The sequence below is a fragment of the Chloroflexus islandicus genome, assembly GCF_001650695.1.
Classification (GTDB): Bacteria; Chloroflexota; Chloroflexia; order Chloroflexales; family Chloroflexaceae; genus Chloroflexus; species Chloroflexus islandicus.
This window is the reverse complement of record NZ_LWQS01000103.1, coordinates 1-23923: the sequence shown is the minus strand read 5'-3', so window position 1 is coordinate 23923 and position 23923 is coordinate 1. Positions and strand designations below refer to the sequence as shown.

At 60.8% G+C, this 23923-nt stretch carries 24 protein-coding genes; 8 read left to right on the top strand and 16 right to left on the bottom strand.

Going from position 1 to position 23923, the window contains the following annotated elements; translation table 11 throughout:
• The first annotated feature begins 185 nt into the window (after window positions 1-185).
• The gene (locus tag A6A03_RS18235) at window positions 186-1142 is read left to right on the top strand and encodes a tetratricopeptide repeat protein (RefSeq protein ID WP_066791128.1); all 957 of its coding nucleotides are present in this window, start codon (window positions 186-188) and stop codon (window positions 1140-1142) included.
• 298 nt (window positions 1143-1440) lie between these two features.
• Here the strand turns inward: A6A03_RS18235 and A6A03_RS18230 are convergent, their stop codons facing one another.
• The 3 genes from A6A03_RS18230 to A6A03_RS18220 form a co-directional block, all read right to left on the bottom strand.
• Complete coding sequence (locus A6A03_RS18230; RefSeq protein WP_066791126.1) at window positions 1441-2091, bottom strand: M23 family metallopeptidase; 651 nt, start codon at window positions 2089-2091, stop codon at window positions 1441-1443.
• 230 nt (window positions 2092-2321) lie between these two features.
• Entirely contained in the window at window positions 2322-3608 is a 1287-nt protein-coding gene (locus A6A03_RS18225) for a glucosaminidase domain-containing protein (protein WP_066791124.1), read from the bottom strand.
• Entirely contained in the window at window positions 3605-4111 is a 507-nt protein-coding gene (locus tag A6A03_RS18220) for an FG-GAP repeat domain-containing protein (RefSeq protein WP_066791122.1), read from the bottom strand. Before A6A03_RS18220 ends, A6A03_RS18225 begins: the two co-directional genes overlap by 4 nt.
• 367 nt (window positions 4112-4478) lie before the next feature.
• Here A6A03_RS18220 and A6A03_RS18215 point away from each other — a divergent pair, with 367 nt between their 5' ends.
• The 4 genes from A6A03_RS18215 (at window position 4479) to A6A03_RS18200 (ending at window position 10055) form a co-directional block, all read left to right on the top strand.
• Entirely contained in the window at window positions 4479-6059 is a 1581-nt protein-coding gene (locus A6A03_RS18215; protein WP_245669058.1) for an ATP-binding protein, read from the top strand.
• A gap of 425 nt (window positions 6060-6484) precedes the next feature.
• On the top strand, window positions 6485-7204 hold the full coding sequence (locus A6A03_RS18210; RefSeq protein WP_066791120.1) for a succinate dehydrogenase cytochrome b subunit: 720 nt from the start codon (window positions 6485-6487) through the stop codon (window positions 7202-7204).
• A gap of 37 nt (window positions 7205-7241) precedes the next feature.
• Window positions 7242-9215, top strand: a complete 1974-nt coding sequence (locus tag A6A03_RS18205) for a fumarate reductase/succinate dehydrogenase flavoprotein subunit (RefSeq protein ID WP_066791118.1) — start codon at window positions 7242-7244, stop codon at window positions 9213-9215.
• Window positions 9216-9263: 48 nt separating this feature from the next.
• Window positions 9264-10055 (top strand): succinate dehydrogenase/fumarate reductase iron-sulfur subunit, encoded by a 792-nt coding sequence (locus tag A6A03_RS18200; RefSeq protein ID WP_245669057.1) that lies wholly within the window; start codon window positions 9264-9266, stop codon window positions 10053-10055.
• 16 nt (window positions 10056-10071) lie between these two features.
• On the opposite strand, the gene A6A03_RS18195 is transcribed toward A6A03_RS18200, so the two are convergent.
• Entirely contained in the window at window positions 10072-11160 is a 1089-nt protein-coding gene (locus tag A6A03_RS18195) for a site-specific DNA-methyltransferase (protein WP_066791116.1), read from the bottom strand.
• 77 nt (window positions 11161-11237) lie between these two features.
• Window positions 11238-12593: a glycosyltransferase family 4 protein gene (locus A6A03_RS18190; protein ID WP_342673063.1), complete on the bottom strand. Its 1356-nt coding sequence runs from the start codon at window positions 12591-12593 to the stop codon at window positions 11238-11240.
• Here A6A03_RS18190 and A6A03_RS18185 point away from each other — a divergent pair.
• A complete protein-coding gene (locus tag A6A03_RS18185; RefSeq protein ID WP_066791113.1) occupies window positions 12592-13710 on the top strand; it encodes a trans-sulfuration enzyme family protein in 1119 nt (372 codons plus the stop codon). The genes A6A03_RS18190 and A6A03_RS18185 overlap by 2 nt on opposite strands.
• Here the strand turns inward: A6A03_RS18185 and A6A03_RS18180 are convergent.
• From A6A03_RS18180 to A6A03_RS18130, 11 genes are all read right to left on the bottom strand, one after another.
• Window positions 13707-14264 carry an HD domain-containing protein gene (locus tag A6A03_RS18180; protein WP_066791111.1) on the bottom strand — a complete coding sequence of 186 codons (558 nt, stop codon included), beginning with the start codon at window positions 14262-14264 and terminating at the stop codon, window positions 13707-13709. The two genes, A6A03_RS18185 and A6A03_RS18180, sit on opposite strands and share 4 nt — an antisense overlap.
• A gap of 56 nt (window positions 14265-14320) precedes the next feature.
• Complete coding sequence (locus tag A6A03_RS18175; protein WP_066791109.1) at window positions 14321-14974, bottom strand: response regulator; 654 nt, start codon at window positions 14972-14974, stop codon at window positions 14321-14323.
• 64 nt (window positions 14975-15038) lie between these two features.
• Window positions 15039-15869, bottom strand: coding sequence for a bifunctional DNA-formamidopyrimidine glycosylase/DNA-(apurinic or apyrimidinic site) lyase (mutM, locus tag A6A03_RS18170; protein ID WP_066791298.1), 831 nt, complete (start codon window positions 15867-15869; stop codon window positions 15039-15041).
• Between the two features lie 11 nt (window positions 15870-15880).
• The gene (locus A6A03_RS18165; RefSeq protein WP_066791107.1) at window positions 15881-16294 is read right to left on the bottom strand and encodes a molybdenum cofactor biosynthesis protein MoaE; all 414 of its coding nucleotides are present in this window, start codon (window positions 16292-16294) and stop codon (window positions 15881-15883) included.
• A 74-nt stretch (window positions 16295-16368) separates the two neighbouring features.
• Window positions 16369-16617 carry a molybdopterin converting factor subunit 1 gene (moaD, locus tag A6A03_RS18160; protein ID WP_066791105.1) on the bottom strand — a complete coding sequence of 83 codons (249 nt, stop codon included), beginning with the start codon at window positions 16615-16617 and terminating at the stop codon, window positions 16369-16371.
• Window positions 16618-16631: 14 nt separating this feature from the next.
• Window positions 16632-17402 carry an SDR family NAD(P)-dependent oxidoreductase gene (locus tag A6A03_RS18155; protein WP_066791102.1) on the bottom strand — a complete coding sequence of 257 codons (771 nt, stop codon included), beginning with the start codon at window positions 17400-17402 and terminating at the stop codon, window positions 16632-16634.
• A 5-nt stretch (window positions 17403-17407) separates the two neighbouring features.
• The gene (locus A6A03_RS18150) at window positions 17408-17881 is read right to left on the bottom strand and encodes a cryptochrome/DNA photolyase family protein (RefSeq protein ID WP_066791100.1); all 474 of its coding nucleotides are present in this window, start codon (window positions 17879-17881) and stop codon (window positions 17408-17410) included.
• A complete protein-coding gene (locus tag A6A03_RS18145) occupies window positions 17878-18693 on the bottom strand; it encodes an FAD-binding domain-containing protein (RefSeq protein WP_066791098.1) in 816 nt (271 codons plus the stop codon). The genes A6A03_RS18150 and A6A03_RS18145 overlap by 4 nt, the downstream gene beginning before the upstream one ends.
• A gap of 76 nt (window positions 18694-18769) precedes the next feature.
• Window positions 18770-20776 carry an anti-sigma factor gene (locus tag A6A03_RS18140; RefSeq protein WP_066791096.1) on the bottom strand — a complete coding sequence of 669 codons (2007 nt, stop codon included), beginning with the start codon at window positions 20774-20776 and terminating at the stop codon, window positions 18770-18772.
• Window positions 20763-20972: a hypothetical protein gene (locus A6A03_RS18135; RefSeq protein ID WP_066791094.1), complete on the bottom strand. Its 210-nt coding sequence runs from the start codon at window positions 20970-20972 to the stop codon at window positions 20763-20765. The genes A6A03_RS18140 and A6A03_RS18135 overlap by 14 nt, the downstream gene beginning before the upstream one ends.
• 15 nt (window positions 20973-20987) lie before the next feature.
• Entirely contained in the window at window positions 20988-21962 is a 975-nt protein-coding gene (locus A6A03_RS18130) for an AAA family ATPase (protein ID WP_066791092.1), read from the bottom strand.
• 171 nt (window positions 21963-22133) lie between these two features.
• Between A6A03_RS18130 and A6A03_RS18125 the strand changes: the two genes are divergently transcribed.
• Window positions 22134-22964: an NAD(+)/NADH kinase gene (locus tag A6A03_RS18125; protein WP_066791090.1), complete on the top strand. Its 831-nt coding sequence runs from the start codon at window positions 22134-22136 to the stop codon at window positions 22962-22964.
• A gap of 79 nt (window positions 22965-23043) precedes the next feature.
• The gene (locus A6A03_RS18120; RefSeq protein WP_066791088.1) at window positions 23044-23661 is read left to right on the top strand and encodes an SRPBCC family protein; all 618 of its coding nucleotides are present in this window, start codon (window positions 23044-23046) and stop codon (window positions 23659-23661) included.
• The last annotated feature ends 262 nt before the right edge of the window (window positions 23662-23923 follow it).

Genomic DNA, 23923 nt, shown 5'->3' with positions numbered 1-23923 from the left:
CAAAAACCCAATTTCCCCCATCCATGTGACCGTACATGTCACAACCGTCTGCTATCCTGTTCGTAGCAGCATCGCACGACGGCATATCGTAATTTTGGAACTAGGCAGCAAGCCTGCAATCAGGTACGCTGACAACAACAGCGTTGCGCTGCCTGTGACCATAAGCATCTCGTAAAGGAGCTTGTATGGCCACCCAACCACCCGGCTCTCCCCCTATCCCTCCCCATCGTCTCGCAACGCACCGGCCCGGACGTGTCCTCTTGCAAACGCCGGAACTGGTTGCCTTGCTGGCCAGTATGGTGTGGATCGACCTCACCGATTGGTCACCGCTCGCAGTGACACTGGGCGCAATGAGCAGCCTTTGGTTTCTGGCTCGCTATCTGCTGCTTTGGCACGCCCGGCAGCGCTTTCAGCACGGACGCTATCACAATGCCACTGCATTGGCCTGCGCCGCGCGCCGGATGAATCCCTATTCCGCTGATGCGTATTGGCTGTTGGGGCTCAGTGCGTTACAACGCAATCGCCCCGCATTAGCTGTTAAGTATCTCCAGCAAGCTTGCCGGCTTGATCCGGATAACCACAAGCTCTACGCTGCGCTGGCCGCGGCGCACATCTTAGCCGAAGAACCGGACGCAGCCAACCGCTGTGCCCAGTATGCCCGCTATTTGCAACCAAACACGTTTGAGGCAACTATGGTGATGAGTGATTGCGCTACCGGGGATCAGCAGATCGAGCACTATTTGCGCGCTGCACTCCCCTATGCCCGCCGCCTGCCCGATCGCGCTGTCATCCACTGCGCGTTAGCCGCGCACTTGCTCAAGACTGGACGACGCACCGAAGCGGTCTCTTACCTTGCCCAAGCAATACGATGGGCCCCGGCATGCCCGCCTGCCACCCGCGGCTCGTTGCATTATCAGCTTGGGGTGCTACTCTGGCATTGCGGCGAAACCGGCATGGCCTACGAACAATTCCGCGCTAGCCTGAAAGTGGACCCGCACGGCCCGTATGCTGCCAAAGCATGGCGCGCGGCAGCGCTTGGCCTTGCCAATCAGTCAGCGACGCAGGCTGGCGAGCAACCAAAAGCAACTGGCGAAGTGATTGAGTTAGCATCGGAACAGGAGAAGGTCGCAAACTCGGCGTAGCGCGGGCGATAGGCTCAGTCAACTGATAACCGTAAGCAGGGCGTATTGCTGTACCAGCAATCACGCCCTCATTCGCCGAATTACAGTCGAGTGATCAAACCCGTCCGCAGGCGACGATCCGTAACCCATCACACGCTCATTCGCCGAAACGCAGTGGGGCGATCGCACCCGTCCGCAGACGCTGATCCGTAACCCATCACGCCCTCATGCGCCGAATCATAGAGCCAACGAGAGCGAATTGCATGCGCTTCCTCGTTGGCTCCCCACTCACTATTCGTTTATTCGTTTATTCGTTCCCTCATTCGTTTATTCGTTGCATGTAATCGAGTGGGTTTTGGTTCACCCACTGACCATCGCGCCAAACCCATACCTGATAATCGAGGTGCGGCCCGCTTGACATACCGGTCGAGCCAATATAGCCGATCAGATCGCCGGGGTTCACCCACTGCCCATCGCTGACCGCAAAACCGGCAAGGTGCGCATAACCAGTGCGATACTGATCATTTGTCACCCAAATGTGATTGCCCCCCGGCCAACTATCGCGCGTCAACGTCACTCGCCCGGCATGAGTCGCATACACCGGCTGGTTCCACGTCCCTTCAGGATCGGCCTTGCCGTCGCCATCACCATCGAGGGCGAGGTCAATCGCTCCCCACACACTGGCCGGCGCGTGCGTCCCCACGCCATACCCTTGCGTGATCACCGTATTAGCCGCCCGCAACGGATTGCCGCTCGGCACGAGCGCCGCATCAAGGCCACGCCCTTGCGGTTGGGCGACACCGACCAGCGCATTGGCCGGCGCCGCCGCATTGGCAACCAACGCCTCGCCAGCGCCTACCGGGCCGCGCCAGCCGCTCAGCACGCGCCGGTCGCTGTTGGCCATACCGAGCAAGACAAAGGCGGCCAGCGCAATGATACCGATGATGACAATGGTTGAGGATTGCCGCATAGAACTTCTGGGTGAAAGGTTGTTGGATTATGGAGTGCGTCAGTAGCACTGCCGCGTCAAACCGTTACAGCACCGCCGCTGCCGCATAACATCACGGCACTTGCCCAGCACGCCACCGGTCAACAAGGCTTGTGACGGCATTGATAGAGCCTTGCACCTCATATGATTATGGATTGCGGCAGTCCAACTGCCGCATCACACCGTTACAGCACCGCCACTGCCGCATAACATCACGGCACCTGCCCAGCGCGCCACCGGTCAACAAGGCTTGTGACGACATTGATATAGCCTTGCACATCATTCTCAAACGCCGGCGCGTAGATCGGGATCACCTCGGCTACCGTCTGCAAGCCGCGCCCGCGGATGTATTCCACGTCGATCAGGCGATACCAATCGGCAATGCCGGTCTCCCAATCGGGATAGTCGCGGAACCGGCCATAGCAGGTTGGGTAGCCGGCGCAGATAATGTTGCCGACATTGTGGGTCGTGCTGCCATCAGGTTTGCGCCCGGCCCAATTGGGGTTGGTGCCGGCGCTGCTCTCGTGGATGAAGAACGCGACGGCGTAAGCCGGATCGATGTTATATTCAACGCCGAGCCGGTACCAGATTTCGCCGGTGCCAGCCGCCGGCGAGCCGTAGCTGCGCAGGATTTGGTCGATCTGCGCCGGTGAGAGACTAGGAGCAACACGTAACCGGTGATCACCCGGCGATGGAACGGCAGCTAATGCCAAGGCGATATTAGCGGTTGTATCACGGCTGCCGGTGCCGGCGTTAGCGTATTGAAAACTCAAGATCGGCGATGCGGGCGACGCCATCCACGCAAGTGCAATCACCACCACGCTGATCACCCCGATCACGGCCATGACCAGCGGGTGGTTAAACCAACCGGCAACCGGCGGCGGATCGAAGGGCCGTGATGATAGCGGCTCATAAGGCAACGTCCCTGCCGACAACGGATCAGTGAACGGGGCAGATCGAGCGGATCGCGCAGGCCGTTCGGCCACGGCTCCCTCCGCTGTGATGCTGGTTGGGGATGGTGCGGGTCGGGCTGGTGCCAATCGCTCACGCGCCACGGGAGCTTGCGCTGCCCGGTACCCGCTAGCGCCACCCTTCACCGGCACGCGCGGGGCGCTGGCCGTATCCGCTGCGGACGTCCGTCCGCCCAACGTGGATGTTGGCCGGGTATTGCCAGTTGGCGCGCTCGACCCAATCGCTCGCTCGGCCCCGCCACGGGCCGGTGCGCGCTCTGGCGTGGTGCGGCGCGATTGGGATGGGCTAGCCGCCCGCGCCGGCCGCTGGACCCGCTCGTAGACTGACCGTACATCGTCTGGCACCCGCAGACCGGGCAGCGCCTCAGGTGCGATCTCGTACTGGAGCCGATCAGCCAGCGCCGCATCGAGATCGGCGGTCAGATCGGCCAGCGGTTGCGACGGCGCGCGCTCCGTGGCTGGGCCTTCGATTGGGAAGAGCGGTTGACCCAATTGCCGGGGCCGCTTACGGTGAGGAAAGGCGCTCACTTGCTCCGCTCCTGCGCCAGCCGGTGCCACTCTTCCGGGGTGGGCAGCCGAAACGTGCCATCACGGTTGAGATAGACCAGTTGCTCGTAGTGGATGGTAACTAACAGATCGGCGAGACCGTCACCATCGATATCCTCTAATGATAATACCACAGGCGTCAGATCTTCGTGTAACCCAAACAGATAGGGGCCTTGCCACGTCTGCGCTTGGGCCGGATCACCGCCGGGCAAAGCAACAATCACCACCTGCCGGTCGAGATTCATCGCAATGAAGCGTGATGGCTGGCCGGCCCGCTCCGCCGGCAGGCCCGCGTAGCCGATGAGATGCGTGGTGCGCGGACGCCCATACCGCCAATCGTCGATCATGATACGGCCAAACTCGGCGACAGTTCCCACAATGACGACCAGCGCCGCCACCGCCAACACCGTCACCATTCCCCTGACGATACGGCCAACTGCATACACGCGCCGCACCGGTTGCAATTCCCGACTGGTGGTCGCCATGCCAGCCCTCCTTTCGCAATAGTCACCTTGCGACCTGCCCTGCCGCGCTGCTCGTCCCGTGGCGCCGATCAGTAATGACCGATCTCATGAACTCTTTTTTCGTGAACAGGTCGAACAAGTGTTCTAATTGTAGCAAGAAACGCGCAGTTCGTCAAGCAGTTTTTTTGCGTTGTGATCGGGCAAATCCGCTCTAGAGCCTGATCGCTGGTAGTACGATGGTTCGCTGAAGGCGTACAATATGAACAATTAGTAATACGTGCTCGCGCCGGCGTTGGCGCCTGTTCCCACGCGCAACGGCTGTTTCCCTTGTCTTCACTCGGTAAGGAGATCTATACGGTATCTGCTTGATCAACGCTCATACGAGGAAATGTTGGCCCGCAAGAGCCATCCCCGTGATTGTTACGTGCGCAATCAAGAGTATTGCCACCATCTGTACATCGATGGCGTCAAATACACGGTCGCTCGCGCGGTCTATGCCTGCCTGAAAGAGGCGCAAGCCAAAAATGACGTTGATGCGCTGCTGCACTTGCAGATGCACGTGACCGATCTCGAACGCTTGATTAGCGAGGCGCGCGCCCGCGGTGAGAATGTGGCTGCGCTGCGCATGCTCGGCGACCCGCCGCCATCTGATGATGAAGCGCGTCCCCAATTGAGCAATTCGTTTCTACCGCCGCAGCCGGCCACGATTGATGAGACCGGTCTGAACCGCACCTTCCTTACCGAGCAATTTTTGCGCATTCTCTACAACAAAGGCCGCGCTACCGGCATGGAATTGGCCGAGGCAATGGGGCTGTTTTACCGCGTGATCGAGCAAATCATCATCGATCTGCGCAATGTTGAACAGATCGATATTGTCGGCCAACGCGGGTTTGGCGATATTAACTACGAATATGTCTTGACGCCGCGCGGCCAGACCGCCGCCCAAGCGGCGATGGAAAAAGTGCAATATGTCGGCGTTTGCCCGGTGCCGCTCGACAAGTGGATCGAGTCGGTCAAGGCGCAGACGGTGAAGAATGTCAAAGTCACCCGCCGCAATATCCGCGATGCTTTTGAAGGGCTGGTGATAGATGAGTCGATCTTGAATATGGTCGGCCCTGCCGTCAATTCCGGTTCGTCGGTGATGCTCTTTGGCTATCCCGGCAACGGCAAGACCACCATCGCCGAGCGGATTACCTATCTGATGGGTGATGATATCTTCATTCCCTACGCCGTCTACGCCGATGGCGCGGTGATCAAGATGTATGACTCGGTTATTCACGAACCACCCCGCCGCCCGCTGCCCGAAGAGACTGAGTACGACCGGCGCTGGATCCGGATTAGCCGCCCGGTGGTTATCGTCGGCGGCGAGTTGACGCTCGAACAGCTCAATCTGGTCTACAACCCGACCTCAAAGGTCTATGAAGCGCCGTTCCAGATGAAGGCCAATTGCGGCATCTTCCTGATCGACGACTTTGGCCGCCAGCAGGTGCGTGTGTTTGACCTGCTCAACCGCTGGATCGTGCCGCTCGAAAAGCGGTATGACTTTCTCAATACGGTCTCTGGGCAAAAGATCCAAATTCCGTTTGACCAGTTGATTATGTTCAGCACCAACCTTGACCCCAAGGATTTGGGTGATGATGCCCTCTTGCGCCGGATTAAGTTTAAGATTGAGGTGATTGACCCCACCGAAGAGCAGTGGCGCGAGATTTGGAAGATTATGTGCAAGGTGCGGAAGGTGCCGTACGATGATCGCAGTATCGATTATCTGATCGCGAAGTGGTTTAAGCCCGATCAACGGCCATTCCGCATGTGCCAGCCGCGCGATATTCTCGATCAGCTCATCGCGATCGCTCGCTACAATATGGAAACGCCGACCCTGAGCCCCGACCTGCTCGATGCGGCGTGCCTGTCGTATTTCCCCAGCAAGGAAAAGAAGAACTTCGGCGCCAAGGTGCGGCTGGATTTATAATCCTTCCACACCAAATCAATACTATGGCAGCGGCGCACTGCGGTGCGCCGCTAGTAGTTTCTCGGTATCGCCAATCACACTGCCCTCTGCCCAACACCTCTAGCCATCCACTAGCCATTGCGCCATAATACGCCGCCGGTAACAGACCTTTTTGCTATTGATTCAAGATCAATAGGTTCTCTTCGCGAATAATCACCCATGCCCTTATCAAGCCGGATGGCTTTCTAATGCCTCGCGTCTTTATTCACAAAGAATAAGCGCACAGTTGCAATCGGTAGACAATTGATCGTAATTCCGTTATAATTCTGAAGCGGTACAATACTTTGTGGGGCAAGTCACGGATATTTCACTGCTGCCGGCATACGCCGGCAGTTGGTTGTCATCTCTTTTGTTGCGCAGATGTTGGTTTGGGGAAGGATGGAACGATGACAGGAGTGCTCACCCTCACCCGCACGTCGGTCGGCAAGAAGGTGATTATGGCGCTGACCGGCTTTGTTTTGGTCGGCTTCGTCGTGTTTCACATGTACGGCAATCTCAAGATGTATCAAGGGCCTGAGGTGTACAATGCGTATGCCGCTGGTCTGCGCGAACTCGGCTACCCCGTCTTCGGCCACGAACACCTACTCTGGGTCGCGCGTTTTGTTTTGATTGCTTCGGTCTTTCTGCACATTTGGGCAGCCACTAGCCTGACCTTGCAAAGCCAGCGCAGCCTGCGCGCCAGCAGCATTTCCACCATGCGCCGCTATGGCCAGCACAAGCGCCAATCTGGCTATGCCGATTATACGATGCGCTTCGGCGGCGTGTTGATCTTTCTCTTCATCGTGTACCATATTTTGCACCTGACCTTCGGCGTCGTCGGCTACGAGCCGGGTCAATTTATCCATCCCCACGGCGACACCTACGAGACCTATAGCAATGTTGTGTACGGGTTCCAGAATCCTTTCATCGTCGGCTTCTACCTGTTGACGATGGTCTTCCTTGGCTTGCACCTCTACCACGGCGTCTGGAGCATGTTCCAAACGCTGGGTTGGAATAACCGCACTTACGACCGGCTGTTGCGCGGCTTGGCCATCTTAGTGGCGGCAGCCGTCTTTATCGGTAACGTCTCCTTCCCGTTGGCGGTCTACTTCGGCTTTGTCGCCTAACAGGCCGCCCCAACGCTAGAAGAGCGAGGAATTCCGCATGAGCGAGATCAAGAATGAGACGACGGTTCGCACCGGGACGCGGCAGGTCGAGTTCGTGAGCGCGCTCGACGCCAAAGCGCCAAGCGGGCCGATCGAGCAGCGCTGGGATAAGCATCGCTTCGAGATGAAGCTGGTTAACCCAGCCAATCGCCGGAAGTATACGATTATTGTCGTCGGTTCCGGCCTTGCCGGCGCGTCAGCCGCCGCAACTCTCGGCGAAGCCGGCTATAACGTGCTCTGCTTCTGCTACCAAGATAGCCCGCGCCGCGCCCACAGCATCGCTGCGCAGGGTGGCATCAACGCGGCTAAGAATTATCGCAACGACGGCGATAGCATCTATCGCCTCTTCTACGATACGGTTAAGGGCGGCGACTTCCGCGCCCGCGAGAGCAATGTCTATCGCCTTGCGCAGGTCTCGGTCAATATCATCGACCAGTGCGTCGCCCAAGGTGTGCCGTTCGCCCGTGAGTACGGCGGCCTGCTTGATAACCGTTCGTTCGGCGGCGCGCAAGTGGCCCGCACCTTCTACGCCCGCGGCCAGACCGGCCAGCAGTTGTTGCTCGGCGCCTATCAGGCCCTTAGCCGCCAGATTGCCGCCGGCACGGTCAAGATGTTCCCGCGCACCGAGATGCTCGATCTCGTCGTGGTTGATGGCCGCGCCCGCGGGATTATCACCCGCGATATGGTGACTGGCAAGGTGTCGCGCTATGTCGCCGATGCGGTGGTGCTGGCCACCGGCGGTTACGGCAACGTTTTCTACCTCAGCACCAATGCCAAGGGCTGCAACGCTACCGCGATCTGGCGCGCCCATCGCCGCGGCGCGTTCTTTGGCAACCCCTGCTTTACCCAGATCCACCCGACCTGCATCCCGGTCAGCGGCGATTATCAGAGCAAGCTGACCCTGATGTCTGAGTCGTTGCGCAATGATGGCCGGATTTGGGTGCCCAAGAAGAAGGGTGATCCGCGCCGCCCGCAAGATATTCCCGAATCTGAGCGCGATTACTATCTCGAAGAGCGCTACCCCAGCTTCGGCAATCTGGTGCCGCGTGACATCGCCTCGCGCGCAGCCAAGCAGGTCTGCGACGAGGGCCGCGGCGTCGGCCCCGGCGGGTTGGGAGTCTACCTCGACTTTTCCGACGCGATTAAGCGCCTTGGCCGCCAGAAGATCGCCGAGCGCTACGGCAATCTGTTTGATATGTACAAGCAGATTACCGGCGAAGATCCGTATGAAACGCCGATGCGCATTTATCCCGCCGTTCACTATACGATGGGTGGCTTGTGGGTTGACTACAACTTGCAGAGCACCATCCCCGGCTTGTTTGTGATCGGCGAGGCCAACTTCTCGGATCACGGCGCCAACCGCCTCGGCGCGTCGGCTTTGATGCAGGGGTTGGCCGATGGCTACTTCATCTTGCCCTATACCATCGCCAACTTCCTCGCCCAAGTCAAACCCGGCGGCCTAAGCATTGATCGGCCTGAGTTTGCCGAGGCCGAAGCCGAGATTAACCAGCGCATCAATCGCCTGCTCAGCATTCGCGGCAAGCGCACGGTCGATTCGTTCCACCGCGAATTGGGCAAGCTGATGTGGGATAAGTGCGGCATGGCGCGTAACGCTGCCGGTCTGCGCGAAGCCTTGGCCCGCATCCCTGAGATCCGCGCCGAGTTCTGGGAGAATGTCAATGTGCCCGGCGAGGCTGGCGATCTCAATCAGGCGCTCGAGAAGGCTGGCCGCGTGGCTGATTTCCTCGAGTTGGCCGAGCTGATGTGCCTCGATGCCCTCCACCGCGAGGAGTCGTGTGGCGGCCACTTCCGCGAGGAATACCAGACGCCCGATGGCGAGGCGCTGCGCAACGACGAGCAGTTCTCGTATGTGGCGGCGTGGGAGTTCACCGGCGATTTGGCCAAGCCACGCTTGCACAAAGAGCCGTTGGTCTTTGAGTACGTCAAGCCGACCCAGCGCAGCTATAAGTAAGCCTAACTGCCGCCGGTCGGGACGCCGGCCGGCGGCTGGAGATACGCTATGAAGACGATGAAGATCACGCTCAAGATCTGGCGGCAGAAGAACCGCTCGACCCCCGGCGAGTTTAAGACGTATGTGATGGATAATGTCAGCCCCGATATGTCGTTCCTCGAGATGCTCGACGTGCTCAACGAGGAGCTGATGTCGCGGGGTGAAGAGCCGGTGGCGTTTGATCACGATTGCCGCGAAGGCATCTGCGGTATGTGTTCGCTGATGATTAATGGCATTGCCCACGGCCCCAAGAATGCCATTACCACCTGCCAGTTGCACATGCGCAGCTTCAACGACGGCGATACGATTACGGTTGAGCCGTGGCGCGCAGCGGCGTTCCCGATCCTCAAGGATTTGGTGGTTGACCGCAGCGCCTTCGATCGCATTATTCAAGCCGGTGGTTATATCAGCGTCAGCACCGGCTCGGCGCCTGACGCCAATACCATTCCGGTGCCCAAGACCGCTGCCGATCGGGCGATGGACGCAGCGGCCTGCATTGGGTGCGGCGCGTGCGTGGCCGCCTGCCCCAACGGCTCGGCAATGCTCTTCACCGCCGCTAAGGTGACGCACCTTGCCCTCTTGCCGCAGGGCCAACCCGAACGCTACCAGCGCGTGGTCAATATGGTGGCGCAAGCCGATTTCGAGGGTTTCGGCAACTGCACCAATATCGGTGAATGCGCCGCTGTCTGCCCCAAGGAGATCAGCCTCGACACGATTGCCCAGCTCAACCGTGATTTGGTCGGGGCGGCGTTGCGCGGGATCGAACCGAATACGCCGATCGCGCCGGCCACCGCGCGGTGATGGTGATCATTGCATTTCACCCCAACCGTTCCGCCCGGTACCGTTCCCGCAATTCGTCGATGCTGGCCAACCGGCCAGCATCGTCTTCAACATACCAATATTCCCACCCGTTATACGCCGGTTTCCCCTGCGCTCTGGCCGCGATGGCATGGATCGACCCGCTGACCCCGTTCCACACCACGTGGCCATCAGCTTTGACCTCTGCTACCACTGCCCGATCCCGCGAATAGAGCCGCTCGCCAACCTGCACATAACCGGCGGCCACCAGCTCGCCAAACGCTACCCGCGGCGCCTCCCGGCGCGAGGGTGTCATCAGCAGCGCCGCGCTCGCTGGGGCGGGAATGGCAGCGATCCGCTCGCGCGCAATCGCCACATACGCCGGGTCTTGCTCAATGCCGATAAAGTGCCGGCCTAACTTTTTCGCCACTGCCCCGGTCGTGCCGGAGCCGAAAAATGGATCGAGCACCACGTCACCCGGCTGCGATGAAGCCAAGATCACCCGGTAGAGCAACGCTTCCGGTTTTTGGGTTGAATGCGCTTTCTGGCCGTTGACCTTGATCCGCTCGGCGCCAGTGCAGATCGGAATGCGCCAGACGTTTTGCATCTGTTTGTCGTCGTTCAGATGCTTCATGGCGTGATAGTTGAAGGTGTAGGTCTGCTGATCGGCTGAGGTTTTGGCCCAGATGAGCGTCTCGGTGGCGTTCTGAAAGCGGGTGCCGCGAAAGTTGGGCATCGGGTTGGTCTTGTGCCAGATTACGTCATTCAAGATCCAAAAGCCAAGATCCATCATGATTGCCCCAACCCGAAAGATGTTGTGGTACGAGCCGATCACCCAGATCGTGCCGCTCGCTTTTAAGACCCGCCGGCATTCGCTGAGCCATGCCCGCGTAAACGCATCGTAGGCTTGAATATCGCCAAACTTATCCCATGCATCATCCACCCCATCAACCAGCGTTTGATCGGGCCGGCGCAACTCGTTGCGTAATTGCAGATTGTAGGGTGGATCGGCAAAAATCAGATCGACCGATTGCGCGGGAAGTTGCGCCAACATAGTTAGGCAATCACCCAAGAGAATTTGATCAATTGGTAATAATGATGCAACCATAGAAATAGCCTGTTTATTCATAGAGACGGCCCGGCGGGCCGTCTCTACCCAAACCGCGCGAGCGGCTGGCATGCTGGTTATCGCACTGCCTTCCGTAGATGCGCACGCTCGCCCGCTACTTGCTCAAGCACTGCCAATGTGGTCTCCGCCGTGCGCTGGTACGAAAAACTGGCCGCCCGCGCCAATCCGCGTGTACTAAGATCGTCTCGTAACGCTTCATCTTCCAGCAACCGGTTGATCGCCGTCGCCCAACCGGCAATGTCGTCTGGCGCAATCCGGATCGCCGCTGCCCCGGTGACTTCCGGCAGCGAACTCGCATCGCTGACGATCACCGGCGCACCGCACGCCATCGCTTCCAGCGGCGGCAAGCCAAACCCCTCATAGCGCGACGGATAAGCAAAGATGGTGCAGGCCTGATACAGCAGTGGCCCATCTGCCACCGGCACGTCGATCCGGCGCACTGCCGCACCCAGATCAAGATCGGCAATCAGCGCGTCAATGTCGGGGAAGAGGCGCGGATCACGACCTAGCGCCCGGCCAGCGATCGCTAACGTAACCCGCTGATGCCGATTCCGCACCAGCGCGAATGCCCGCAGCAGGGTGGGCAGATTTTTACGCTCATCAAGCCCGCCGACGTAGTAGATAAAGGGCGGGTGGACACCGTACCGGGCAGCTACTAACGCCTGCGCCGCCGCCCGATCCGCCGCTGGACGGTACTGCTCGCCGGCAGCCAGATACGCAACCGTGACTCGTTCCGGCGGCAGTCCCAGATAGTTGAGAATAGCGCTGCGGCTAAAGTTCGAGAAGGTCATGACATGCGTACTGCGCAGCGCCGCGCGGCGGGCCAGCGCCATATAGGCGCGCACCAGCCAACTGCCGCGATAGGCCGGTAACAGGAGCGGGATCAGATCGCCAATCGTTGTCACCACCGGCAACCGCGACCGCAACGGCGGCGCAAAGTACGGCACAAAGATCACGGTTGGCTGGCCGTTGCGCGCCAGCCGCGCGGCAATGGCCGGCACGGCAATCTGCTCGAAGATCACTTTCGCGATTTGGCGGGGGCCGCTAATCTTGACCGTGATGGTCTCGATCCCAACCGGCGCCGCCGGCAACGCTGCGCCAGCCGGCAGCAGCATGGCGTAGCGGTGCTGCGGGGCAAGGCGGTGCAACCATGGCAACAAATGATGCAGGTATTGGCCAATGCCTACTGACGGCTGGGGCCAAAAGCTGCCATTAATGACGATCTGCACGCCGGACTCCTCAACCATACGCGAGGACGGGGTGATGGTGATGGCGGTATCTTCCTGTAATAATAGCCGATTTTGCCGGAGTTGTAGCAACCGCTCCACGCACAACGTTTGACACAGCCGATCACCGGTGTGATAATCGCCGGCACGCCAAAGCACTTGCTGGCAGAAAGGCAGATATACCATGCAGAAACATCCTTCCAGCCTCAAACTCGAATCGTGGCTCGTCGCTGCCGGACGTTCCGCCGAACCCGGCGCGCCGCTCAATGTGCCGCCAATCCCGGCCTCCAATTTCATTCTTGGGCACGGACGTTCGTATTCGCGCACCGATTCGACGCCAACGTGGGAAGCGCTCGAAGAGATCGTGGGTGGGCTTGAAGATGGGCACGCGGTCGCCTTCGCTTCCGGGATGGCCGCCGTAGCTGCGATCTTCGACCAGCTTGCCGCCGGCGCGCTGGTTGCCATCCCCGATGATTGCTACCAAGGTGTAGCCGGTTTAGCGATGGCCGGCGCTGCCCGCGGACGCTGGTCGGTGCAGCGCATTGCGCTGACCGACACTGTCGCGTGGCAGCAGGCGTGCGCCGAAGCCGATCTGATCTGGCTGGAGTCGCCGTCGAATCCGCTGCTGACGGTCGCCGATCTGGCGGCGATCTGCGCTGCGCCGCGCAAATCCGGTGCGATTGTGGCGGTTGACAACACGTTTGCAACCCCGCTCAATCAGCAACCGCTTGCCTTTGGCGCCACGGTGTCGGTGCAGTCGGCCACCAAGTTTATCGGCGGCCATTCTGATCTGCTGGCGGGAGTCGTCACCACCCGCGACGAGACGCTCTGGCGGCAACTGCTCCACACCCGCGCCTTGGCCGGCGCTACTCCCGGTACGCTCGAGGCTTTCTTGGCGGTGCGCGGCGCGCGCACGCTGGCCCTCCGGCTCGAACGAGCGCAGCGCAATGCGCTGGAATTGGCCCAACGGCTCGCACAGCACCCGCTCGTGACCCGCGTGCGCTACCCCGGCCTGCCCTCGCACCCAACCCACGAGGTTGCCAAGCGCGTGCTCAAAGGCTTCGGCACGATTATCTCGTTCGATGTGCGTGGCGACGCCGCTGTGGCTGATGCGGTCTGCCGCAACGTCCGTCTCATCCGGCATGCCACCAGCCTCGGCGCGGTCGAGTCAACGATGGAGCGCAGAGCGGCCATTGCTGGTCAAGAACACCTGCCGCCGACCTTGTTGCGGTTGAGCGTGGGAATTGAGGATGTTGATGATTTGTGGGCAGACCTAGACAGCGCCATACGAGCGGCGAATTAACCCAGCCGCGCTCGTTCGGCTCGCAGATGGGCAGCCAGCGCTTCAACCGGCGGAAACTCGGCTGCCCAATCGTCGTTGGCCGGCCAGAACGAATCGAGCCCACGCGCACCGGCCCGCTCGTAGGCGAGCGCCTGCGCCATCAGCTCAAGGCGATCAAGCGCTTTGACCAGCCGCGCCTCTGGCGAGGCGCCATCAGCGTATTCATCCCACAGGGCGAGATATTCGGCAGCGCGGGGCAAATGCCCGATCAGGCTCTCTAGCCCATCCCGCTCGGCCCGGCGCTTCGCCTCTTTCCCCAACAAGCGGGTCGCCGAAGCGGGCAGATCGCCGAGCAGCGATTCGGCCAGATCATGCAACAGCGCGATGGCTAAGACCTTCCCCCGATCAATACCCGCTATCTGATCGCCGATCAGCAGGCAAAGCACCGCCACGCCATACGAATGCTCGGCAATGCTCTCGACATCGCGCACGCCGCGTTGCAGCCAACCGGTGCGCGGCAAGAGTTTCAATGATAGCAGACGCGGAATCAAGGCGCTCAGATCGGGCTGATCCATGCTTCTCCCTTCAGGTATCAGACCACAAACCGCTAATGCAGCGCCGCAACTGCGCGTTACTCATGCGCCGTCTCTGCCGGCGGCTCGACGCCGCTCTCACGCGGCGCAAAGAGACGAACGGCGCGCAAGGTAGCAATCATCTGCGCCGCCTCTTCCGTCATCCGTACAATCCGATCCAGACTGGCGCGCAACGACATGTCATTCACCTCTTCGCGCACGAGTTGCGCCTCCCCCATCATGACGGTCAACGCCTGACTGATATGATGAGCTACTGCGCGCACCGCTATCCGCGCCTCGTCTACTTCGGTTTTGAGCCGTTCATATTCGCGCACCTGCAACCGGAGCTGGTCATAGCTCACGGCCCGCCGTAAAGTGTGGCGCAAGGTATCGTGATTGATCGGTTTCGTGAGATAATCAAATGCTCCCAGCGATAACGCCTCAAGGGCAGCCTTGGGCGAATCATTGGCGGTAGTGACAATAATCAACGGTCGATCTGGCTCCATCGCCATCCAATTTAAAATATCGAAGCCGCTGCCGTCAGGCAAACCGAGATCGAGCAAAATAATCCGCGGGCGGCGGGCCAAAATTGCTAGTCGCGCCTCGGTTACGTTGCGCGCAGTATCAACTGCATAGCCGTCACGCCGCAACATCGTGGTGAGCGATAGTTGCAGAATGTGGTCGTCTTCGACAAGCAGAATGGGTTCTTGCACCGGATGTTCCTCTCTAACAATGCTTGAACGGCAAAACAGCCAAGCTCATTCTAACGAAAGAGCATTAATTTCCTACTCTCACTTGGCATTGCGGACAAACATAGGTGCTGCGCTGCGCGACAACCATCCGCTCAACCGGCGTCTGGCAACGCGGGCACGGTTCGCCCTCGCGATCGTAGACGTTAAAATGCTCTTGCTGGCTGCCACGACGACCGTACCCATCCCGATAGTTGCGCAATGAGCTGCCTTGATTGGCAATCGCTTCGGCCAACACCACCCGAATCGCGTGATGCAATGCCGTGATGTGTTCCGCCGCCAACGACCCTCCCGGCGTGAGTGGATGGATGCGGGCTAGCCAGAGTGCTTCGTTGGCGTAGATGTTGCCAATGCCGGCAATCAGGCGCTGATCGAGCAAGAGCGCCTTGATCGGCGCGCGCCGGTCGCGCAGCCGCTCAGCCAGCACCTCTGGCGTAAACCCATCTGCCAGCGGTTCGGGGCCATGGGCCGCGTCAAGCATCGCCAACCCCTGCTGATCGAGCAGATGCACCCGGCCAAACTTGCGCTGGTCGTCGAAGATCAAGCGCCGGCCATTGTCGAGGTCGAGGGCAAAATGGACATGCGGCGCATCGGCGGCTGCCGGTTCAGCTACCAACAGATGGCCCGACATGCGCAGATGGATTGCCAGCGTCCACCCGCCATCGAGCGTCAGCAACAGCCACTTGGCCCGCCTCCCGATCGCTTCGATCCGGCGTCCGGCCACCAAGGCGGCAAAATCCGGCGCCGGCGGGGTCAGCATGCGCGGCCAATCCAGCTTCGCCAACCCGACAATGGTGCGGCCCAGCAACTGCGCTTCCAGCGAACGGGCCACCGTCTCGACTTCAGGTAACTCTGGCATCGCCATCTCGCCTATTCGCGCCACTCAGCCGCGCCGTCGGCCCAATGTTCCTGCTTCCAAATCGGCGCAATCTCTTTGATCCGATCCATGATGTAGGCGGCGGCGGCAAAGGCTGCATCGCGGTGCGGCGCCGCCACCACCACCAGCACCGCCGTCTCGCCAATTTCCAGCCGGCCCACCCGGTGATGGACGCACACCTTCCCGATCGGCCAGCGTGCCCGCGCCTCATCGGCGATCTGGCGCAACACCGGCGCCGCCATCTCAGTATAGGCTTCATAGACCAAAAACGCCGTCGGACGTCCGCCGAAGTGATTGCGCACGACGCCGCTAAACGTCACCACTGCGCCGTCATCCGGCGTTTGCACCGCCGCAACCAGCGGCGCCGGATCGAGCGGTTCGGTGGTGATCACAAAGGGTTCGACCATCCTGAGACCTCCTATGTTACCGCAGAGACGCAGCACACGGATTGATCCACACGTCGTTGCTTCCGCGGTAAACCTCACCCGCCGCTGACCGGCGGGATGAAGGCGACTTCATCGCCATCGGCCAGCACCGTGGCTGGCTGGCCAAACTGCTGATTCACGGCAAACAGCAGCCGTCCGGTATACCCGGCCAGCCGCGGATACTCGGCCACCAACTGCTCCCACAACTGGCCGAGCGTTGTACCCTCGGTCAAGGTATATTGCGCGGTCGCCTTCCCGACAATATCGCGATGCCCGGCAAAAAACCGCACGGTGACGGTGATCATCGTCCACCTCCTCGCTACAACCGCGCTTCCATGCCGCCATCGGCAGTAATCACCGCCCCGGTCAGATAGCCAGCGGTCGGGCTGAGCAGGCACAAAATAACCCCGGCCACCTCTTCGGGAGTGCCGAGCCGGCCCAGCGGCGCGCGGCGGGCAAAGGCCCGCAAGGCCTCGTCAGGCCGTTGAGCATTAACCAGCGCCGCGTTGGCTCGCAACAGGGAGGTATCGATCAAGCCGGGGCAGACACAGTTGACCCGAATCCCGTCGGGCGCGCCATCGAGCGCCATCGCCCGCGTCAGCGCAATCACGCCGCCCTTGGAAGCCGCATACGCGGCCCAACCCGCTTCGGCGCGCAGACCGTACACCGACGCCACATTGACAATCGCGCCACCGCCGCGCCGGCGCAGTTCCGGCATCACAAAGCGCGACACTAAAAAGACGCCGGTCAGATTGACGTTAATAATCTCTTGCCACAGTTGCAGGGTCGTGCTTTCGATCGTGCCCGGTTGCTGAATACCGGCATTATTCACGAGCAGGTCAATCCCGCCAAACGCTAGCACCGTCTCGTTAGCAATGCGCGCGGCATCGGCCTCATCGCTGACATCGGCGATCACGGCGAGCGCGCGGCCTCCCCACGCATTGATCCCCGCGACCAGCGCGGTCGTCGCTGCTTCGTCGCGGTCGGCGATGGCCACCGCTGCGCCTTCGCGGGCCAACGCCAACGCCGTTGCCCGCCCGATCCCCTGCGCGCCGCCGGTGACAATGGCGACTTTGCCTTGAAATTCCATACGATCTACTCCACCTCGTGCTCAGCAGGCAAGACCGGCCCAGTGCCGGTTGGACGCAGCGCCTCAGCGGCGACTCGCCGCCAGAAGGCGCTAAACCGGCGCGGCGGCTCGCCACGCCACGTCACAAACGCCGGTGGTTCATGCATCACCACCTGCAACCCGGCGGCGCGCAACTCGGCCACATACTGCCGGAAACGCGGCGCCACGCTCGCCGTCACATGTACCGCCGTCGCCTGCTGCTCGGCGGCAAACGCCCGCACTTCCTCCACCACCACCCCGCGCCGGATACTGCCAGTTCGCCCAGCGATCGCCTCTAGCGCGCATTCGTACAGAAAGAAGAGCCGCTTGAAGCTGAGCTGGGCCGCCGCCAAGAACGGCTCGTCAAACACGAAGATCGCCGGCGCAGCCGGATTGGCCAGCAGCGCCGGATCGGTCGGGCTAAGACTATCGCCGTGGAGCCACACGATCGCGCTGCTCATCGCCGCCCCTCAAGTTCTGCCAGTGATACGCCAAACAAGCGTTGTGCCAAATTCTCGTAGCTATCGTCAAACGGGCAACCGCCAGCGGCGAGGGGACAACGCGCGCAAAACGCGCCGTCGCTGAACCGTTCGACATTGTGGCGGTTGAAGATATACGGTTTGTGACTGAACGTACTGCCGACCCACTGCCACGACAAGCTATTCGAGGCCGGATCGCCATCGAGCAGGTGGCGGTAGAAGAGCTCAGCCCCCTCGCGCCAATCCACGCCGAGCCAGTGTTGCAGGTAGGCAGCTACCCACATGCGGGCATGGTTGTGCATATAGCCGGTCGTGTACAGCTCGCGCAACGACTCGTCGATACACACGAGACCGGTGCTGGCCGCTGCCACCTCTGGCGGCAACTGGCGGCGCGGCGCGCGAGAACGATGCTTGGCCGGCTCAAGATCGTGCTGGATCCGGTCGCCGAGCTGGGCATAAACCAATTGCCAGAAGGCGCGCCATGCCAGTTCATTGACGAATTTTTCGGTATCGGGCGTATGGCCAAACCGGCTCAGGATCGAATCGCGCACCTCGGCCAGCGTGAGCACCCCGTGGCGCAGGTATGGCGAGAGGACGGAAACGCCGCGTTTCGCGACATCGTTCCGAGTACGGGCATAGCCGCGCGCATCGAACGCGCGCAGCCGGCGTAACGCTGCCCGCCTCCCGCCCCGAATCGGCGACGGGATCGCCGGGCCAGCGTACAAGCCGTCTAGCGCGCCGGCGAGATACGCCACCTGCTCAGCGCGAGTTGTCACATCGGTACGAAGCTGCATTGTAGGTTCGTCGTTAAGCGTCTCTTTCGAGTATACCACGAGTTGGGGGAGAACCGGCCAAGTGGCTGCCACAACCCTACCTTCGCGGTATGAAGAATGTCTCCTGCGCGCGCATATCAATGCGGTTGAGCGGGCGCAACGACTCTATGATCGCGCGCACCTCATCAAGGGTGAAACCGGTGGCTTCGAGCGCTAGCCGCACATTACTCCCCCGCCGGTTGGTATTCGCCTCAATCGCGACCCGATACCGCTGCCCGCGCACTGGCTCGATCCGCACCCGCCATGGGCCGATCACGTCGGTTGGAATGGCGCTATCGATACCCGGCAGCCGGTCAAAGGTGAGAATCAATTGCTTGCCGGAACCAGTATAGATGGCGCCATTAAGGCGCGGGCCGCGCCATCCCAGCAAGACCGCCCGTTCGATCCCGTCAGGAATGGTCGCCGGCAACACCAACGCGTCAGAGACTTCCCGGATCGCGCTTGGTTCGATCACATTACCCAACCGCACCAACGGCCATGCCGGATCAACCAGCGGCTGCCCCACTACTCCTGACGCTTCCGCCCGCCCATTCCATGCTCGCTCGAAGGTGAAGGCATCGCGGATCTGCTCGCCGGTGACGAGCCAATTAAATTCGACTAACCGCCACACCACCCGGCTGGTTTGGGTGCCGCCGGGAGGCCCGATTAACTCGGTGATATTCAGCACGTGACCATCGGTCTCGCTAATCGCCATGAGCACGGTCACTGGCTCAGCAACGTCAGCCGGAACATCAACCGGGCTTATCCCGCGAAAGCTGACGATATACGCCAACCGCTCGCCGATCCGTTGCCGGCCCAGCAAACGCAGATCAGGCGCCGCCGCGGCTTGGTGCAAGTAGTTTGGCGGGATGTTCCACGGCCCGCTAGTGCGGCGAGCCGCCAATGCGGCCTGCTGTTGGCTGGAATCAGCCGCACTCATCACCAGCGCCGGTTCGTTCGGCAACGCCGGCACCGGCAGATCGCCGTACAACGCCGGCGCATACGCGCCATCGAGCGCGTAGTACAGGCGGCGCTCGCCGTCGCCGAGTTGAAACTCATACGGCGCGCCGCCATCAACGTGACGCAATTGCAAGCGGTGGCGGGCCGGATTAGCGCGATCGTGCCAGATTTCGGCATACAATGGAGCAACAGTGCGGTTGTTGAAATACCAGAGGGTCTGGTAACGCGCCTGCCACACCGGCGGGCCTTCCGGTTCGGGGATGCCGCCATGGGCCAAGGCCCGCGCTACTAATTCGTCTGCCCGCACGACCGGTTCGTTGGCGCCGGTGGCCACGACCGTAACCGGATTTCTAAACATACCGGGCAATACGAGGATCGCAACGAGCACCACCAACACCGCCGCCGGCGCCGCCAGCGCGAACGTAGCAAGGCGCTGGCGCGGCGTCGCCGCTGCACGCAGCAACCGATCGGCCAGCTTCGCAGGCATGGGGAAGGTCTGCGCATAGCGGCGCAGAATGAGTGTCAGCTCGCGCGTCGCCGCTTGCCATTCGCGCTCGAACATCCGGCAATGCGCGCACCCGGCCAGATGCCGCCGCACCTGTTCAAACGCGCGGAGATGCTGGGCCGGATCGATCAACGCTTGCCGCACCGGCCCGCACTCATCACTGCTCACCTGCGCCGGCAATGAATGGCGCGATGTGGGAGCTAACGCTTGCACGGCTTGCTCAAGCGTCCGGATCGCATCCGCCGGCTCTTGGCCAAGTATCTTAGCCAAGCGGACGCTATCCATTCCCAACACACCATACGCTAACACGGCCATCCGCTGCGGCAACGGCATGGCTCGCAACGGCCCCAGCACCGGAGCGGCTGCCGGCGCCGGTCGCCGTTCCAGCGGACGATCGGGAGCATTGGCGACCACCACCCGATAGAGACGGGCAACCAGTTCATCAGATTGCCAGCTCGCAGGCGGATGCTGGCGAAGATCAGATACCCATTGCCGCAACAACCGCTGCGCTGCCCGTTCGTCCGGCGCAAGCGCCAAGGCGATGCTGTACAGCGTATCACCGGTTTGCGCCAACCAACGCGCCAAATTAGCTTCGATCATGGGTTTGCTCAGCGTGCTGCGACGCAGCGGCATCATCGGCCAGTTGTTGCTGCAACCGCCACATCGTCTTGACCCGCGCGCGATGCCACGCCGCGCTCTTGGGGCCAGTCTCGCGCAACAAGACAATCCGTTGCAAGGCGGTACGCAACAGAGCGCGCCGTTGCGCTATCATTTCATCAGTATCATCGGTCGCCATAGCGATACCATCACATTAATTGGCTACCATCCGCTCAAACCGCCGTCCGGCCCGCGCCCCCGGCACCGGTGTCGATGCCAGCACTTCATCGATCACCGCGTTCGCGGTCACATTGCGTACCCGCGCCGCCGGGCTCACGATCAGGCGATGGCCAAGCACCGGCTGCGCCAGCGCCTTCACATCATCAGGCGTCACGTAATCGCGCCCGTTTAACGCCGCCCACGCTTGCGCCGACCGGTACAGCGCCAACGCGCCACGGGTGCTCGCACCAAGGTAGATATCGGCATGGGTGCGGGTAGCCGTCGTCAACGCCACAATATACTCGACGATCAGATCATCGACGTGAACCTGCTTGATCTCTGCTTGCAGGGCCAGCAACTCGTCGATGTCAACCACCTTGGGCAACGTTTCCAGCGGATGACCGTCGCGCTGCCGTTTGAGGATGGCAATCTCGTCGAGCCGATCGGCGTAGCCGAGATGCACCCGCAACAAAAAGCGATCGAGTTGCGCTTCCGGCAAGGGAAAGGTGCCTTCGTACTCGATCGGGTTTTGCGTCGCGAGCACCACAAACGGTTGCGGCAACGGATGGGTGATGCCATCAACCGTGATTTGCCGCTCCTCCATCGCTTCCAACAACGCCGACTGCGTTTTGGGAGTCGCGCGGTTGATCTCGTCGGCCAGCACAATTTGGGCCATAATCGGGCCGGGCCGGAATTCAAACTCGCGAGTTTGCTGGTTGAAGATCGACACACCGGTGACATCACCGGGTAACAGATCGGGCGTACACTGAATCCGTTTGAAACTCGAACCGATTGAACGCGCAATACTCTTGGCCAACATTGTCTTACCGGTGCCGGGTACGTCTTCGATCAAGACATGGCCGCGGCACAAGAGAGCTACCAGCACGAGCTCGACAATCCGGCGCTTGCCGATAATCACTTGTTCGACATTCGCCACAATGCGCGTAGCTACTTGCTGAACATGTTCCACATGCACCTCAGTTCAGATTATTGTCATCTTGATGCACAAGCAGTATACCACGATCACTGAGCGCAAGCCGGGCGCACTCGATGAACCGTTCACCCATCAGCCTGATCCCCACTCCCTACTCCCCATTCCTATGGTATTCTGATGCAAACAGCATGACACGGAGGTCTGGCAATGCTTGAGCGGGTGGCGGTTCTCTACAATCCATTAAGTGATGCCTCGATCCAGTTATCGCGCGAAGTGGTTGACTGGTTTCACGCTCGCGGCATCAGCGCAACGCGAGGTATCTCGCAAGAGTTTCGCGATCAGCCGCAATTGGTCGCCGACTGCGACTTGATGATCGCCCTCGGTGGCGACGGCACCGTCTTGCGCGCCGCCCGGCTCTGCTTCCCCCATAACATTCCCGTCTTGCCCGTCGCACTCGGCCATCTCAGTTTTATGGCCGAAATCGGCCCCGACGAGATTTATAGCGGCTGCGAACAGATCATGAATGGCGGCGGCTGGTTCGACGAGCGGGCGCTGGTGCGCGCACAACATTGGCGGAATGGGCAAAAACTCGGCCAGCATACCGCGCTAAACGAGGTGGTCATCTCGCGTAGCGATCTGAGCCGGATCGTCAATGTGCATGTGACGATCGATGATAGCCCGCTGACCACTTACCATGCCGATGGGGTGATTGTCGCGACAGCCACTGGCTCGACGGCGTATGCACTCGCCGCCGGCGGCCCGATTGTTGACCCGCGTTCGCAGGCGCTGGTGCTGGTGCCGATCGCCGCCCACCTTACCAATATCCCTTCGATGGTGCTGCACGAAGACGCCGTGGTGACGATGCAGCTCCGGTCGCGCCACCATGCGTTGCTCGCGGTCGATGGCCGCGAGAATATCGATCTCGTCGAAGGCGATGAAGTCGTGGTGCGCCGCAGTCCGCAGGTCTGCACCTTTGTCCGCCTGCGCCCAAGCAATCAGTTTTACACTCAATTAGTCGCCCGCTTGCGCCGCTCATAAGGTGCGCCGATTGCGCTCAACGGCACGAGATGCGTTACACTACAAGCATAATGCAGAGGGCACAAGGAGAAGACGAGGTATGATTCGTTACACAGGCGCTTCGGTAAGTGGGCGGATTAACGCTCCGGTCGAGGCCATTTGGGAACTGGTCAGCGATGTCGAGCGCCATCCGCAGATCGCCGGCAGCGGCGAAGTGCAGGCCGTGACCATCCGCGACGGGCGACCGCTCGAGGTTGGCGCGGTGTTTGAGTCACAACAGTTGATACGTGGCATCCATTATGTCACCGCGAACCGGATCGTGATCTGGGATCCGCCGTATCGCTTTGCGTGGCGCGTTGGCCTGCCGAGCGCACCCGGCATTGCCCAAATCTGGATGTTTGCCCTGCAACCGGAAGCCAACGGCACCCGCGTCACCAATGGCGTTGCCCTGATTTACGCGCTGCCGACCTTCTTCCCATTCTCGTTGCTGCGCAAGAAGCTGGCTAAAGGCTACGCCAACTCGATGCTCCCGACGCTCGATAATCTGGCCCGTATGGTCAATGCTCCGCCGCCTGACGATGTGCGCGTGATTACCGAGCCGCCAGCCGAGCTGACTGCGATGTTGCCGCCGCTCATCGTTCCCGGTGCGACGATGGTGGCAGCGGTGGTCGCCGCCGTCGCCGGGATCCTCGCCCTCCGCCGCCGCAACCCGCACTAACGTCGAGGCGCAAAGCGAGCAAAGGCGCAGAGAATGTGAAACGCAAAGGCGCAGAGGGCGCCAAGCTCGCAAAGGTTTTGGAGATGGTCTCCCAAGTATGTTGGGAGACTATCTCATAGTGGATAACACGACTGCAAAGATGCCTAAGAGATATACCACACGCACACTTATAAGATGATCCAAATACTTCACGCACCTTTGCGTTCTTCGCGTCTTTGCGTGTTGCCGCTTTGCGTCTTGGCAATGGGAACAGACGCTACCT

Bases quoted from the DNA above. Each gene is read 5' to 3' on its own strand.
- A6A03_RS18235 (WP_066791128.1), top strand. From the start codon at position 186: ATGGCCACCCAACCACCCGGCTCTCCCCCTATCCCTCCCCATCGTCTC.
- A6A03_RS18230 (WP_066791126.1), bottom strand. From the start codon at position 2,091: ATGCGGCAATCCTCAACCATTGTCATCATCGGTATCATTGCGCTGGCC.
- A6A03_RS18220 (WP_066791122.1), bottom strand. From the start codon at position 4,111: ATGGCGACCACCAGTCGGGAATTGCAACCGGTGCGGCGCGTGTATGCA.
- A6A03_RS18215 (WP_245669058.1), top strand. From the start codon at position 4,479: ATGTTGGCCCGCAAGAGCCATCCCCGTGATTGTTACGTGCGCAATCAA.
- A6A03_RS18210 (WP_066791120.1), top strand. From the start codon at position 6,485: ATGACAGGAGTGCTCACCCTCACCCGCACGTCGGTCGGCAAGAAGGTG.
- A6A03_RS18205 (WP_066791118.1), top strand. From the start codon at position 7,242: ATGAGCGAGATCAAGAATGAGACGACGGTTCGCACCGGGACGCGGCAG.
- A6A03_RS18200 (WP_245669057.1), top strand. From the start codon at position 9,264: ATGAAGACGATGAAGATCACGCTCAAGATCTGGCGGCAGAAGAACCGC.
- A6A03_RS18195 (WP_066791116.1), bottom strand. From the start codon at position 11,160: ATGGTTGCATCATTATTACCAATTGATCAAATTCTCTTGGGTGATTGC.
- A6A03_RS18185 (WP_066791113.1), top strand. From the start codon at position 12,592: ATGCAGAAACATCCTTCCAGCCTCAAACTCGAATCGTGGCTCGTCGCT.
- A6A03_RS18190 (WP_342673063.1), bottom strand. From the start codon at position 12,593: ATGGTATATCTGCCTTTCTGCCAGCAAGTGCTTTGGCGTGCCGGCGAT.
- A6A03_RS18180 (WP_066791111.1), bottom strand. From the start codon at position 14,264: ATGGATCAGCCCGATCTGAGCGCCTTGATTCCGCGTCTGCTATCATTG.
- mutM (WP_066791298.1), bottom strand. From the start codon at position 15,869: ATGCCAGAGTTACCTGAAGTCGAGACGGTGGCCCGTTCGCTGGAAGCG.
- A6A03_RS18165 (WP_066791107.1), bottom strand. From the start codon at position 16,294: ATGGTCGAACCCTTTGTGATCACCACCGAACCGCTCGATCCGGCGCCG.
- moaD (WP_066791105.1), bottom strand. From the start codon at position 16,617: ATGATCACCGTCACCGTGCGGTTTTTTGCCGGGCATCGCGATATTGTC.
- A6A03_RS18155 (WP_066791102.1), bottom strand. From the start codon at position 17,402: ATGGAATTTCAAGGCAAAGTCGCCATTGTCACCGGCGGCGCGCAGGGG.
- A6A03_RS18150 (WP_066791100.1), bottom strand. From the start codon at position 17,881: ATGAGCAGCGCGATCGTGTGGCTCCACGGCGATAGTCTTAGCCCGACC.
- A6A03_RS18145 (WP_066791098.1), bottom strand. From the start codon at position 18,693: ATGCAGCTTCGTACCGATGTGACAACTCGCGCTGAGCAGGTGGCGTAT.
- A6A03_RS18140 (WP_066791096.1), bottom strand. From the start codon at position 20,776: ATGATCGAAGCTAATTTGGCGCGTTGGTTGGCGCAAACCGGTGATACG.
- A6A03_RS18135 (WP_066791094.1), bottom strand. From the start codon at position 20,972: ATGGCGACCGATGATACTGATGAAATGATAGCGCAACGGCGCGCTCTG.
- A6A03_RS18125 (WP_066791090.1), top strand. From the start codon at position 22,134: ATGCTTGAGCGGGTGGCGGTTCTCTACAATCCATTAAGTGATGCCTCG.
- A6A03_RS18120 (WP_066791088.1), top strand. From the start codon at position 23,044: ATGATTCGTTACACAGGCGCTTCGGTAAGTGGGCGGATTAACGCTCCG.